Origin of the sequence: Alistipes timonensis JC136 (genome assembly GCF_900107675.1) — a bacterium.
Classification (GTDB): Bacteria; Bacteroidota; Bacteroidia; order Bacteroidales; family Rikenellaceae; genus Alistipes; species Alistipes timonensis.
Map to the genome: position 1 here is coordinate 65,971 of NZ_FNRI01000003.1, position 13,606 is coordinate 79,576.

General features: G+C 61.4%; 11 protein-coding genes. 7 read left to right on the plus strand and 4 right to left on the minus strand.

The genetic code is table 11. The features are described from left to right. The first annotated feature begins 104 nt into the window (after positions 1-104). Positions 105-2,138: a glycoside hydrolase family 2 protein gene (locus BLU78_RS04775; RefSeq protein ID WP_010261279.1), complete on the plus strand. Its 2,034-nt coding sequence runs from the start codon at positions 105-107 to the stop codon at positions 2,136-2,138. On the opposite strand, the gene BLU78_RS04780 is transcribed toward BLU78_RS04775, so the two are convergent. Next, positions 2,059-2,664: a WbqC family protein gene (locus tag BLU78_RS04780; protein WP_231290777.1), complete on the minus strand. Its 606-nt coding sequence runs from the start codon at positions 2,662-2,664 to the stop codon at positions 2,059-2,061. The genes BLU78_RS04775 and BLU78_RS04780 overlap by 80 nt on opposite strands. Positions 2,665-2,839: 175 nt before the next feature. After that, a complete protein-coding gene (ispG, locus tag BLU78_RS04785; RefSeq protein WP_020692095.1) occupies positions 2,840-4,321 on the minus strand; it encodes a (E)-4-hydroxy-3-methylbut-2-enyl-diphosphate synthase in 1,482 nt (493 codons plus the stop codon). Between the two features lie 88 nt (positions 4,322-4,409). Here ispG and BLU78_RS04790 point away from each other — a divergent pair, with 88 nt between their 5' ends. From BLU78_RS04790 to BLU78_RS04805, 4 genes are all read left to right on the plus strand, one after another. Next, positions 4,410-4,823, plus strand: a complete 414-nt coding sequence (locus BLU78_RS04790; RefSeq protein ID WP_010261288.1) for a radical SAM-associated putative lipoprotein — start codon at positions 4,410-4,412, stop codon at positions 4,821-4,823. A 159-nt stretch (positions 4,824-4,982) separates the two neighbouring features. Continuing rightward, on the plus strand, positions 4,983-7,094 hold the full coding sequence (gene recG, locus BLU78_RS04795) for an ATP-dependent DNA helicase RecG (RefSeq protein WP_010261289.1): 2,112 nt from the start codon (positions 4,983-4,985) through the stop codon (positions 7,092-7,094). Between the two features lie 77 nt (positions 7,095-7,171). Continuing rightward, a complete protein-coding gene (locus tag BLU78_RS04800; RefSeq protein WP_010261292.1) occupies positions 7,172-7,969 on the plus strand; it encodes a DUF3108 domain-containing protein in 798 nt (265 codons plus the stop codon). A 115-nt stretch (positions 7,970-8,084) separates the two neighbouring features. Continuing rightward, complete coding sequence (locus BLU78_RS04805; protein WP_010261294.1) at positions 8,085-9,020, plus strand: hypothetical protein; 936 nt, start codon at positions 8,085-8,087, stop codon at positions 9,018-9,020. 69 nt (positions 9,021-9,089) lie between these two features. On the opposite strand, the gene BLU78_RS04810 is transcribed toward BLU78_RS04805, so the two are convergent. Together BLU78_RS04810 and BLU78_RS04815 are read right to left on the minus strand one after the other, a co-directional pair. Then, entirely contained in the window at positions 9,090-10,163 is a 1,074-nt protein-coding gene (locus tag BLU78_RS04810; RefSeq protein ID WP_074712017.1) for an SGNH/GDSL hydrolase family protein, read from the minus strand. Positions 10,164-10,248: 85 nt separating this feature from the next. Further along, the gene (locus BLU78_RS04815) at positions 10,249-11,253 is read right to left on the minus strand and encodes an ROK family protein (RefSeq protein ID WP_010261297.1); all 1,005 of its coding nucleotides are present in this window, start codon (positions 11,251-11,253) and stop codon (positions 10,249-10,251) included. A 117-nt stretch (positions 11,254-11,370) separates the two neighbouring features. Between BLU78_RS04815 and BLU78_RS04820 the strand changes: the two genes are divergently transcribed. Both BLU78_RS04820 and BLU78_RS04825 read left to right on the plus strand, forming a co-directional pair. After that, positions 11,371-12,342 carry a polyprenyl synthetase family protein gene (locus BLU78_RS04820; protein WP_010261300.1) on the plus strand — a complete coding sequence of 324 codons (972 nt, stop codon included), beginning with the start codon at positions 11,371-11,373 and terminating at the stop codon, positions 12,340-12,342. 3 nt (positions 12,343-12,345) lie between these two features. After that, positions 12,346-13,605 (plus strand): peptidase U32 family protein, encoded by a 1,260-nt coding sequence (locus BLU78_RS04825; protein ID WP_010261303.1) that lies wholly within the window; start codon positions 12,346-12,348, stop codon positions 13,603-13,605. The last annotated feature ends 1 nt before the right edge of the window (position 13,606 follow it).

Sequence of the window (13,606 nt, forward strand, 5' to 3'; positions counted from 1 at the left end):
TTTGTCCCCGCCCCAAAAGGGCCTGCCGGGCGTAAAATCCCATCCGTTTGGGTTTGTGCCCGGTTTGTATTATCTTTGCACAAGAACATTAAAAACAGCCTGCCATGAAACGATACATAGCGATCCTGCTGCTGCTCACGGGTCTCGTCTCGACGGCCCGCGCCCGCGAGGTCTTCCCGATCAACGAAGGCTGGCGCTTCTTCTTCAAATCGGAGAAGACCTCCGACAACGCCCGCCACGTCACCCTGCCCCACAGTTGGAACACCGATCCGCTGGCCCAGGGCTATTGGCTCGAAACCACGGGCAACTACCAGAACGGCATGTACCTGCCCGTCGAATGGGCCTCGAAACGCCTGTTCGTAAAGTTCTACGGCGTGCAGTCGGTGGCCGACCTCTTCGTCAACGGCAACTACGTCGGCACGCACCGCGGCGGCGCCACGGCATTCACCTTCGAGATCACCGACAAGGTCCGGTTCGGAACCGACAACGCCATGCTCGTGGTGGTCAGCAACAGCTACCGCGACGACGTGCTGCCCACCTCGACCGACATGAACCTCTACGGAGGCATCTACCGCGAAGCCGAACTGATTCTCACCGAACGCACGGCCATATCGCCGCTCTACCTCGGTTCGGAGGGCGTGCTCGTACGGCAGCAGAGCGTGACGCCCGAGAAGGTCGAGGGTGAAGTCGAGGTGCACATCACCTCGAAAGGCGACAACTCCTGCATGCTGAACGTGGCAATCACGGACCCTGACGGCGTCCGCACCTACACCAAACGCCAGCGGGCAAAACTCGACGGCAAACCCGTCGTCGTACCTTTCACCATCGAGAATCCCGCGCTCTGGAGCCCCGACCGGCCGGCGCTCTACACCGTGACGGCCACGATCGGCGACGAGACCGTGACCGACAGCGTCACGGTCCGCACGGGCTTCCGCGCGATAGCCGCCAGCACGGCCGACGGGCTGACGATCAACGGCGAGCGGATTCCCGTACACGGCGTGACGCTCTACCACGACAACGCCCTTTCGGGCGGCACGCTGGCGCCGGAGGATTACGACGCCGACCTGCGGCAGATCCGCACACTCGGGGCCAACGCCCTGCGTTCGGCGGTGATACCGCATGCGCAGTACCTTTACGACCGCTGCGACGAGCAGGGCATGCTGGTCTGGGTCGACACGCCGCTGCACCGCTCGTCGTTCCTGGGCGACGTGGCCTATTACGCCATGCCGGCCTTCGAGCAGAACGGGATGGAGCAGTTGCAGGAGATCATCGCCCAGAATATCAACCACCCTTCGGTGGTGATGTGGGGCATCTTCTCGCGGCTCTGGCCCCGGGGCGACGACGTGACGCCCTACCTCAAACGGCTGAACGACGCAGCCCATGCGCTCGACCCGTCGCGTCCGACGGTGGCCTCGAGCGACCAGAACGGGGGCATCAACTTCATCACCGACCTGATCGTCTGGCGGCAGGACGTGGGATGGCGGCGCGGCTCGACCGACGACGTGATCCTGTGGCGCAACCAGTTGCAGAAGAACTGGTCGCACCTGCGCTCGGCGGTAAGTTACGGGGGCAGCGGATTCATCGGGCACAAGAGCTACACGGCGCAGGCCGAACCGCGCTCGAACTGGATGCCCGAGGAGAAGCAGACGCGCTTCCACGAGGAGTATGCCAAAAACCTGCAGAACGATTCGCTGTTCTGGGGCATCTGGATCGACAACATGTTCGACTACGGCTCGTCGCGCCGCCCCTACGGGGTCAACGGCGCCGGACTGGTGACGCTCAACCGCCGCGAATGCAAGGATGCGTATTACCTTTATAAAGCGATGTGGAACCGGGAGGAACCGACGCTGCACATCGTCGACAAACGGCGCCGGCTGCGCGACCACGACATGCAGGCTTTCCGCGTCTATTCGTCGGCCGGGGTTCCCGTGCTGATTGCGGGCGCCGACACGCTGGCCATGACCGAATACGCCCCCTTCCAGTACCGGTCGGATTCGGTGGCCATGAGGGGGACGGTCGAGGTGAAAGCCGTGGCGGGAGAACTGCGCGACAGCGTGACTATTCTTGTCGGCAACGTGCTAAAACCGAAACGGACGCAGGTCCTTCGGCGAACAGCAGGTCCGCAAACGATAAATTAGGAGCGAAAGGCATCCGCTCGGAGAAGACCTGGAAATAGGGCTCGGCGACGAACGCCGGGCCCTCTCTGTGTTTGGGCCGCAGGTCGAGGTCGCCCGCAGCGGCGTCGACATAATTTTCGGAGAGCGCCGGCATCGGAACCTTCGCCAGCGAGCACACCGTGTCGAGCAGGGAGAGGTTGTAATCGGCCAGAAATTCCCACTGCCGGCGGTAGAAGGGTTCGAGCCGCTCGGCGTAGAAGTCGAAATAGGGCGACGACTTGTAAGAGGCCACCAAGGCCCCCCAATGCTGGTGCTGCCAGCGTTTGGAGTAGTCGAGACGCATGTCGCGCATCGGCTGGCGGGGACGGTTGGCATTGCGGACGTGGACGGTGAGTTCCATCACCCCGTCGGCGGCCAGTATCCGGGTCCGGTTGCGCTCGGAACGCTTCACGAAGTGCTCGCCGAGGTCCACGACGCAGCCGCCGCGCAGGAGATGCGTGAAATACTCCACCGAAGGAAGGTATGCGAGTGGCAGGATGGTCGACACAATTAAAAATTAAGAATTAAAAATTAAAAATGCCCGTAGCGCAGAACCGGGCGGGAAACGGAATGACTTTCCTTCGCCCCTGAAACCCGCCTCTTAAGCGGGCGCAGAACCGGACGGAGAGCGTTTCGGAGCAATCGCCCGCCCCCTGAAACCCGCCTTTTAGGCGGGCGGCTTCTCAGGCGGGCCAGTCGCCGTTTGCCCGAATCAATTCGATCAGGCGGTCGAGGGCCTCCTCCTGCGGGATGTTGCGCTCGACGACCTCGCGCCCCTTGTAGAGGGTGATGCGGCCCGGTCCGGCCCCCACATAGCCGTAGTCGGCGTCGGCCATTTCGCCGGGACCGTTGACGATGCAGCCCATGACGCCGATGCGCAGGTTTTTCAGGTGCGACGTGCGGGCCCTGATGTCGGCGAGGGTCTTTTCAATGTCGTAAAGCGTACGGCCGCAACTCGGGCAGGCGATGTATTCGGTGCGCGAAAAGCGCACGCGGGCCGCCTGCAGAATCATCAGCTCGATCTCGCGGATGCTCTCTTCGGAAAATCCCGGAGCGTCGATCCAGATGCCGTCGGCCAGTCCGTCGAGCAGCAGCGGCCCCAGGTCGGCGGCGGCCTTCACGGCGAGGGTCTCCAACGAGGACTCTTCATAGCGACGCTTTACGACGACCGGTTCGTCGGGGACATCGAGATTCAGGATCGCGGCGCGCAGTTCGGCTGTCGGATTGCCCGACAGGGCCTCGATCACACGAAACCCGTCCAGCGGCTCGGTGTGCACGACGGGCTCCGTCACCCGCGAACGGCGGCGGTATTCGGTCGGCGAATAGCGTTCGGGATGCAGGACCTCGAAGCGGCCCGGACGTTCGGCGAAATGCTCCGCGAGCAGTCGTGCCACGGGAATCTCATTCTCGGGAGCCTCGGTGAGCGACACGCGAATCGTGTCGCCGATGCCGTCGGCCATCAGGGCCCCGATGCCCACGGCGCTCTTCACGCGCCCCTCGATGCCGTTCCCGGCCTCGGTGACCCCCAGATGGATCGGGTAATGCATATCCTCGGCATCCATCGCCTCGACCAAAAGGCGGTAGGCGGCAACCATCACACGGGTATTCGACGACTTCATCGAGACGACCACCTGGTCGAAATCCCGCTCGCGGCAGACCCGCAGGAACTCCATCGCCGAGACGACCATCCCCTGCGGCGTGTCGCCCCACTCGTCGAAGACACGCTTCGCCAGCGACCCGTGGTTGACGCCGATGCGCAGGGCGACGCCCCGCTCGCGGCACTGTTCGATCAGCGCTTCGAACTCGCCGTGGTCCGTGCGGTAGTTGCCGGGATTGATGCGCACCTTGTCGACGTATTTCGCGGCGACGGCCGCAACCTCGGGCACGAAATGAATGTCGGCGACCACAGCCGTCCGAAAACCGTCGGCACGCAGCTGCCGGACGATATTTCCGAGGTTCTCTCCCTCGCGGCGGCCCTGAGCCGTCAGACGCACGATGTGCCCCCCGGCGCGGTCGATGCGTTCGATCTGCGCCACGCTGGCGGCGGTGTCGTTGGTGTCGGTATTGGTCATCGACTGCACGGCGACGGGATGTTTCCCGCCGATCGCAACCCCGCCGATGCGCACCTCGCACGCCGGGCGGCGTATGAATTCCGAAAGATTCATCTGTTTTCCGATTTGCATGCAAAGATAGCAAGGATTTGGCGAACCGCGAAAAAAACGCTATATTTCGAGGAATCAAAATGTAGGCGTCATGAAAGAGAAACTGCTGCTGGCAGCCGCATCGCTGCTCGGGTTCGCAACGGCCTGCGAAAACAAAAGAACGGTCGACATGTACGGCGCCCCGTACCTCGATTACAAGATCAAAGGCAAGGTGACCGACAGGGAGGGCAACCCGATCAAAGGCATCGAGATCAGCAGCCAGGACGCCAGCCCCGTAACGTCGGAAAGCGACGGTTCCTACGAACTTTCGGGCAGGGAGTGGTCCTTCCGCCAAACGACGCTGACCTTCACCGACATCGACGGCCCGGAAAACGGTGGCGAATTCGCCGAAAAGGTGGTGACCGTGGAATTTACCGAAGCCGACCGCACGGAGAAGGGCAAGGGTTGGCACGAAGGCACCTTCTCCCGCTCGGGCGTCGACACAACGCTCGAAAAGAAGGAATAAGCGCCCGCTGCGCCTTCCGGAACAGAAAATACGCCCCGGCCAAATCCGATCGGATTTGTATTGCGCCCGACTTTTCGTATATTTACAGAATACAGGATGCGTCTCGGCAATGCTCAAACAAGTTTGGCATTACACTCGACTTTCACTATATTTGCCCCGGTGGATATACTCGACAACGATATCAAATTCGTAGCGGGCGTCGGCGAAGCCCGGGCCAAACTCCTCGAACGGGAGCTGGGAATCCGCACGCTGGGCGACATGCTCAGCCACTATCCGTTTCGTTATATCGACCGCACGCGCATCTACCGCATTTCGGAAATCACCGATGCGGCGGGCCTTTCCTATGTCCAGTTCCGGGCCCGCGTGACAGGCATGGCTTATGCCGGGGCGGGACGCAAACGCCGCTTCACGGCCTTCGTCCAGGACCCCACGGGATCGGCCGAACTGGTGTGGTTTCAGGGCGTGAAGTGGATCGAGAAGCGGATCGAGGTCGGCCGCGAATACCTCATCTTCGGACGCCCGTCGTTCTACCGCGGGGAGCTGTCTATGGCCCATCCCGAGCTGGAGACCATGGAGCAGGCCCTCTCGCGCAAGGCCGAGAGCGGCATGCAGGGTATCTACCCCTCGACCGAGAAGCTCGGCAGCGTGCTGGGCGCGAAGGGCATGTACCAGATCGTCTGCAACGCCTGGGCGCTGACCAGGGACCGCATCGCAGACCCGATGCCCGAAGCCGTCCGCACCAAATACGGGCTGATTTCGCTCCGCGACGCCATCTACAACATCCATTTTCCCCAGTCGCAGGAGTTGCTGCGGCAGGCCCAGTTCCGCCTGAAGTTCGACGAACTGCTGGGCGTGCAGCTCAACATCCAGCAGCGCCGCACCGAGCGTCTCGCCAAGAGCAACGGATTCCTCTTCCCGAAAGTCGGAGGCGTCTTCAATACTTTTTACAACGAAAAACTCCCGTTCCCGCTGACCGGAGCCCAGAAACGGGTCATCAAAGAGATCCGGCGGGACACCGTGACGGGATTCCAGATGAACCGCCTGTTGCAGGGCGACGTCGGCAGCGGCAAAACCCTCGTGGCACTGATGACGATGCTGCTGGCCGTGGACAACGGCTACCAGGCCTGCATGATGGCCCCGACCGAGATCCTCGCACGCCAGCATTTCGCCACCATTTGCAGGATGCTCGAAGGGATGGATGTGAAAACCGCGATCCTGACCGGGTCGTCGAAAGCCAAGGAGCGCAGGCTCGCCCTCGAAGGCATCGCCTCGGGCGAAGTGGACATTCTGATCGGCACCCACGCGCTGATCGAGGACCGCGTGCAGTTCGCCAACCTGGGATTCGTCGTCATCGACGAACAGCACCGCTTCGGCGTGGAGCAGCGCGCCCGGCTCTGGACCAAGAACGAACAGCCGCCCCATATCCTCGTGATGACCGCCACGCCGATTCCCCGCACGCTGGCGATGACCCTCTACGGCGACCTCGACGTGTCGGTGATCGACGAACTGCCCCCGGGCCGCCGTCCGATCAAAACGTTCCACTACACGGATGCGGCGCGCCTGAAACTCTTCGGATTCATGCGGCAGGAGATTGCCAAAGGCCGGCAGGTCTATGTCGTCTACCCGCTCATCAAAGAGTCCGAAGCGATGGACTACAAGGACCTCACGGACGGTTACGAAGCCATCTCGCGGGATTTCCCGCTGCCGCAGTACGTCACGGAGATCTGCCACGGCAAGATGAAGCCGGCCGACAAGGAGGAGTCGATGCGCCAGTTCAAATCGGGTGAGGCCCAGATACTCGTGGCGACCTCGGTGATCGAGGTGGGCGTCGACGTGCCCAACGCCACGGTCATGGTCATCGAGTCGGCCGAACGTTTCGGACTCTCGCAGCTCCACCAGCTGCGCGGCCGCGTGGGCCGCGGCGGCGAGCAGTCCTACTGCATCCTGATGTCGGGCGAGAAGCTCTCGCGCGAATCGCGGGCGCGGCTCGAAGCGATGTGCGAAACCAACGACGGCTTCCGGCTTGCGGAGCTCGACCTCAAACTGCGGGGCTCGGGCGACATCAACGGCACGCTGCAGAGCGGCATGGCATTTGATCTGAAGATCGCCAGCCCCACGACCGACGTGCAGATACTCACCGTCTCACGCGAGGCCGCGGCCGAGATTCTCGCCGCGGACCCCGCGCTGGCGCATCCCGCCAACCGGGGCCTCGAGGCGCTGAGGCGCCGCTACTCGGGACGCGAGGAGATCGATTTTTCACGCATCTCGTAATATTGAACACCTTACGAACGTTATTTTATCATTAACCCGTCAACACGACCCTGTCTTATCCAACAAAATCCTCACCGATGAAACGTTTCCTGACCACCATACTCCTGCTCGCCGCAGCCTCGCCCCTGGCCGCGCAGCTCTACCACCCGGGCGAACAGCTCTTCTACCGCGTAAGCTACAAAGCCAAGATGTTCCCCAATACGGAGGTCGGCGCCGTGGAGGTCAAAACCACCGAGAACAATGCCGACGGCAAAACCTACTACAAGGTCGAAGGCATAGGCCGCACGCTGCCCACCTACCGTTGGTTCTTCAACCTCGAGGATGTCTACACGGTGTGGGTCGACACCGCCTCGCTGCGCCCCGTGCGTTTCGTGAGCGACATCCGCGAAGGCGACTACACGTTCCAGAGCTATTACACCTACATCTGGCCCGATTCGGTGGTCCGCACCCGCTGGCGCAGCCGCCAGAACCCGTTTCAGGAGAAACAGATGCCGCTGAACGCCGAGAGCATGGACGCCATCTCGCTCTTCTTCAGCCTGCGCTCGGCCGAAGCCGAGGATTTCCGCGTCGGGGAGCCCGCCACGCTGCAGATGGTCCTGCAGGACACCGTCCAACACCTGCATTACCGCTACCTGGGGCGCGAAAACAAGAAGATCCGGAACATGGGACGTTTCCGGACGCTGAAATTCGAATGCCAGCTGGGAACCACCGAGGGATATTCGTTCACCGACGGCACGATCTTCACGATCTGGATCTCCGACGACCGGAACAAAATCCCGCTTTACATCGAATCGCCGGTCAAAGTCGGCAGCATCAACGCCTACATTTCGGGCTACAAGGGGCTTAAATATCCGGTCGAGAGCCTGATGAAATAATTTTTTTCGTATATTAGCGGAACAAAAACAAACGTTTTCGTCAGTTTGGGTACAGCGCCGAACGAAGTTCGAGCCTTGGCGAAGCGGGAAAACGAAGAAATAAATTCAACATTTTATGGAAAACAGACAGGGATACGACCCTTCGGAATTCGAAGACGACGATTACATGAATCCGCAGCCCGACGCCGGGAAATCGATACGCGGCTACCGCATCGTCATCATCATCCTTTCGGTGATCCTGGTGGCGATCTCGGTGCTCTACTTCAGCATCCACCGCCAGCAGATGCTCGACAACGAACTGCTGCAGGCCGACCGCGACTCGATCCAGAACGACCTGGGACGCCTGATGACCGACTACGACGACCTGCAAATCTCGAATGACTCGATCTCCGCGGGGCTGAACTTCGAGCGCGAACGCGCCGACTCGCTGATGACGCGCCTCAAAAAAGAGCGTTCGTGGAACCTCGCCAAGATCAAACAGTATGAGAAGGAGGTCGGCACGCTGCGCACCATCATGAAGGGTTATGTGAAGCAGATCGACTCGCTCAACACGCTCAACAAACAGCTTATCAAAGAGAACGTCGGTTTCCGCAAGGAGATATCGTCGGCCAGGCTGCGTGCCGACATGGCCGAGGAGAAGGCCGCCGAACTGGACAACAAAGTCAAAGTGGGTTCGGTGCTCCGCGCCCGCGACATCCGCCTTGCGGCCCTCAACGACCGGAGCAAACCCGTATCGAGGGTCAAAAGCGCCGCACGCCTGCGCGTGGATTTCGTGCTCGCGGCCAACGAACTGGCCACACCGGGCAACAAGGCCATCTACGTGCGCATCACCTCGCCCGACGGTTATGTGCTGACCACCGAGGCGATGCCGACCTTCGAATTCGAGGGCGAGCGGCTGAGCTACTCCGCCATGCGTGAGGTCGATTACCAGAATCAGGACCTCGAAGTGGGCATCTACTACAACTCGACCGGATTCGCAGCCGGCACCTACCAAATCCAGCTTTACAGCGAAGGCCGTCTGATCGGCCAGACGCAGGTGGTGATGAAGTAACCCATAGCGACAAACGTAAAAAAAGGGAGGCTTTCCGCGGAAAGCCTCCCTTTTTTATCGTCCGCCCGATCAGCGGATGCCGTGTTTCTTCAGGACCTTCAGCAACTCGGGCTGCAGGTTTTGCGCCCAGCGCCAGTAACCCAGATCGGAAGGATGGGTGCCGTCGGCCGAGGTGACGTGGTCCGTGCCCGTCAGGCCGGCCTTGTCGATGAAATAGACATTCTTGAAGCGTTTCATCGCCTCGGCCATCTGCTGCCGGGCCATCGCCTGCTTGGCGGCCTCGAACTTGTCATTTTCACAGTCGAAGTTGCGGCTCTCGCGGTAGATCGTCTGCACGAAGATCAGCGGCGTCTCGGGCAGGGACTCCCGGATTCGCGCGATGAAGGGGATCAGCCGCTCGGCGATCATCTCCGCATTGGGGTTCGAGAAGGCGTCGAAAACCATCGCGTCGGCATCCTTCACGTCGGCGAGGTAATCGGCGAAATAAGGCTGAAGCTTGCAGTTGCCGCTGCAGGCGATGCTGCAAAAATAGAGCCCCGTGTTGCGGGCGATCTGCATCGGGTAGCTCATGCCCGAACGGCTGGTGCTGACGCCGTGGGTAAAGCTCGAACCGAAAATCACGATCTTGTGCCGGAAGGGGTTTTCCATCGGCTCGATCGTCGCCGTTTCGTCCACGCCGACCTGCAGCGAAGTCAGCTCGTTGTAGTTGGGCAGGTAGAGCAGGCACTCCTTCTCGGAGCCGTCCATGCCTTTGATGAGCGTGTACGCCTCGCCGCGTTTACGGGGAGCGCGCGAAGCGGCGTACACCCATTCGCCGTCCTTGCGGATATAGAGGTCGAAGCCCTCCGAAGCCACCCGCGGGGTGCTGGAGCCGGTATAGACGAACGAGGTGTACTCGGGCAGCAGGTCGATACGCGACGAGTTGGTTTTGAACACCAGCGCCAGACCCGCTCCGCAGCGGACCTGCTGGTTCTCGGACTTGGTGAAGCCTTTGTAGGCGACCGTGTCGATCCGGTGGTAGGGCTGCGACGTAGGCTGGGCCTTACCGATCAGATTCAGGGTAGTGGCGTCGACGAACCGCACCTGCGCGGCCGCCGCCCAAACCGTCAGCAGAGCGACGGACAAGAAAAAAAGACGTTTCATTGTTTTGAAATCCAAATTATAGGTTATCAGTTCAAAAAAGGGCGAAGTCCGCAAACCTCGCCCTTACGGGAATGGCCGTCAGGGCCTATTTCGCAGCCTCCTGCCAGATCAGCGCCGAAGCGCCGAGGATGGCGGCATTCTTTCCCTGAATACCGCTCGGAAGCAGTTTCACCTTGTTTTTGAAGACGAAGAGCATGTTCTCCTCCATGTACCACTGCGTAGGTTCGAAGAGCAGTTTGCCGGCCTTTGAGAGACCTCCGAAGAGGAAAATCGCCTCGGGCGAAGTCACCGTTACTGCGTCGGCCAACGCACGGCCCAGCATCTCGCCCGTGAAGCGGAACGCCTCCAGGGCAATCGGATCGCCCTGCTCGGCGGCCGCCGAGATCATCGAAGCGTCGAAATCCTCGAACGCGATGCTCCGCAGCTTGCTGGGGGCATTCATCTTGGCCATCAGCTCGAACGCCGTGCGCTTGATGCCCGTCGCCGAGACGTAGGTCTCCAGGCAGCCCTTGCGTCCGCAGCCGCACTCGCGGCCGCCACGCTCGACGATCACGTGGCCGAACTCTCCGGCAAAGCCGTCATGGCCGTAGATCATCTCGCCGTTGGCGACGAAGCCCGAGCCCAGGCCCGTGCCGAGCGTAATCATTATGAAATCGCGCATGCCCTTGGCATTGCCGTAGATCATCTCGCCGATCGTGGCGGCGTTGGCGTCGTTGGTAACGATCGTCTTCACGCCGCCGAAGCACTTCGCGATGTCGGCCCCCAGCGGGAAGATGCGGCGCGCCTCGTCGGGATTGGGGTCTTCGGGTCTGAACTTCCAGAGGTTCGCCGGATTTTCGATCGTACCCTTATGGTAATTGGCGTTGGGGGCGCCGATGCCGATGCCGGCCAGTTCGTACTCGAACGAAAGGCTCTGCGCCAGGGCGCGCATGGCGTCGCAGAGCTCCTCCACATAAGCCGGATAGTCGTCCACGTGGGGATATTTGCGGGTCGAAATGACCGATTCGGCATAGAGGTCGCCGTTCTCGTCAACGAGGCCGAACGCGGTGTTGATGCCGCCGATGTCCACACCGATAGCGAGTTTTTTCATATTGTGCTTCAGGTTAAAGTTAAGTTTTATCCTGTCAAAGTTAATTCAAAATTCGGCTACTCCAAACTTTTTTTCTACTTTTGGGACATATTCAGATCCAAAACAACTACCCGGATTATGCAAAGCAACGAACAGATACTTTCCGCCATCGAGAATTTCCTCGCACAGGCCGATTTCCCGGCCGAACCCGAGCTCCTGTATGCGCCTATCGGCTATTCGCTGGCCGGAGGCGGCAAACGCCTGCGGCCGATGCTGCTGATGCTCGCCTACGGCACCTTTGCCGACGACATGCAGCAGGCGTTGCCCGCAGCCGCGGCCGTCGAGGTGTTCCACAATTTCACGCTGCTGCACGACGACATCATGGACAACGCCGCCGTGCGGCGCGGCAAACCCTCGGTCCATGCCAAATGGGGCCGGAACGTGGCCATACTCTCGGGCGACGCCATGCTGATTTATGCCTACCGCCTGCTGAGCACCGTCCCGGCGGAACTGCTGCCGCAGGCGTTGACAACGTTCAACAACATGGCCCTCGAGGTCTGCGAAGGACAGCAGTACGACATGGATTTCGAGCAAAAATCCAAAGTTTCGGTGGTCGAATACATGCACATGATCGAGCTGAAGACCTCGGTGCTGCTGGCCGGCGCCGTGGTGATCGGCGCCATGCTGGGCGGCGCCTCCGACGAGGACTGCCGCAAGCTGCGGCGCTTCGCCATCGAACTGGGGCTTGCTTTCCAGCTGCAGGACGACCTGCTGGACAGCTACGGCGACGAGCGGCTGGGCAAGGCCATCGGGGGCGACATCCTCGAAGGCAAGAAGACCTACCTGATGATTACGGCCATGAGCCGCGCGGACGAGGCCACCCGCGAAGTGCTCCGCACGGCCTACCGCGACCCGAAACTCAGCGACAGCGAAAAGATCGCCGCCGTGAAAGCGGTATACGACCGGCTGGAGGTGCCGCGCCTCACGGAGCAGCAGATCTCGCTCCGCTTCGAACGGGCGCTGTCGATCCTCGACACCCTCTCGGTGGAGCCGGCACGGACCCGACGGATGCGCGACTATGCCATGAGCCTGATGGGGCGGAAAAATTAAGCGATGAAACGTTCGGATATTGAAATAATGGCCCCGGTGGGGTCGTACGAATCGCTCGCGGCCGCCATCGAGGCCGGAGCCGACGCCGTTTACTTCGGGGTCGGAAAACTCAACATGCGCTCGGCCTCGGCGGCCAACTTCACGCTCGACGACCTCGAAAAGATCGTCGCCACGGCCCGCAAGGCCGGGGTGAAGAGCTATCTGACGGTCAACACCATCGTCTACGAGGACGAGATCGCCGAGGTGCACGCCGTGATCGACCGCGCCAAAGCCGCAGGGGTCGATGCCGTGATCGCCTCCGACCTGGCGGCGATCCTTTACGCCCGGCAGATCGGACAGGAGGTGCACATCTCCACCCAGTGCAACATCTCGAATTCCGAGGCGGTGCGGTTCTTCGCCCAGTGGGCCGACACGGTGGTGCTGGCGCGCGAGCTGACGCTGGAACAGGTGGCCGAGATACACCGCAAAATCGCCGCGGAGGAGATCCGCGGCCCGCGGGGCGGGTTGGTCGAGATCGAGATGTTCGCCCACGGCGCCCTGTGCATGTCCGTTTCGGGCAAGTGCTACCTCTCGCTCTACGAGACCAACTGCTCGGCCAACCGCGGCGCCTGCCGCCAGTTGTGCCGCCGCAAATACACCGTCACGGACAAGGAGACCGGGGCGCAGCTGGACATCGACGGCCGCTACGTCCTCTCGCCCAAAGACCTCTGCACGGTCGATTTCCTCGACAAAATGATCGCCGCGGGAGTCCGCGTGCTGAAGATCGAGGGACGCGCCCGCGGTGCGGAATACGTCAAACGCGTGGTCGGGTGTTACGATGAGGCGCTCCGGGCCATCGAGGCAGGAACCTACACCCCCGCCCTGGCCGAAGAACTGAAAGAACGGCTACGGACGGTTTTCAACCGCGGGTTCTGGGAGGGCTACTACGCCGGGCGTCCCGTCGTGGAGCACAGCCCGGCCTACGGGTCGTCGGCCACGCAGCGCAAGGTGTATGTAGGCAAGGTGGTGAATTTCTACAAAAAACTATCGGTGGCCGAAGTCGCGGTCGAGGCAGCGCCCCTCGCCGTCGGGGAGCCGATCTTCTTCCTCGGGGCCACGACCGGCGTCGCCGAGCAGACGCTCGAAGAGTTGCACGGGCCCGACGGTTCGCCCGTGGATTCCGTCGCGCAGGGCGAACTCTGCGCCATCCGCACCCCCGGCGTAATCCGCCGCGGGGACCAGCTCTACAAATTCGTTCCGACAGACAATGCCGGAACCCGATAAC

What these genes read in the sequence shown, in the direction of transcription:
- BLU78_RS04790 (WP_010261288.1), top strand. Translation starts at nt 4,410, where the DNA reads ATGAAAGAGAAACTGCTGCTGGCAGCCGCATCGCTGCTCGGGTTCGCA.
- BLU78_RS04800 (WP_010261292.1), top strand. Translation starts at nt 7,172, where the DNA reads ATGAAACGTTTCCTGACCACCATACTCCTGCTCGCCGCAGCCTCGCCC.
- BLU78_RS04810 (WP_074712017.1), bottom strand. Translation starts at nt 10,163, where the DNA reads ATGAAACGTCTTTTTTTCTTGTCCGTCGCTCTGCTGACGGTTTGGGCG.
- BLU78_RS04805 (WP_010261294.1), top strand. Translation starts at nt 8,085, where the DNA reads ATGGAAAACAGACAGGGATACGACCCTTCGGAATTCGAAGACGACGAT.
- BLU78_RS04820 (WP_010261300.1), top strand. Translation starts at nt 11,371, where the DNA reads ATGCAAAGCAACGAACAGATACTTTCCGCCATCGAGAATTTCCTCGCA.
- BLU78_RS04775 (WP_010261279.1), top strand. Translation starts at nt 105, where the DNA reads ATGAAACGATACATAGCGATCCTGCTGCTGCTCACGGGTCTCGTCTCG.
- ispG (WP_020692095.1), bottom strand. Translation starts at nt 4,321, where the DNA reads ATGAATCTTTCGGAATTCATACGCCGCCCGGCGTGCGAGGTGCGCATC.
- BLU78_RS04815 (WP_010261297.1), bottom strand. Translation starts at nt 11,253, where the DNA reads ATGAAAAAACTCGCTATCGGTGTGGACATCGGCGGCATCAACACCGCG.
- BLU78_RS04825 (WP_010261303.1), top strand. Translation starts at nt 12,346, where the DNA reads ATGAAACGTTCGGATATTGAAATAATGGCCCCGGTGGGGTCGTACGAA.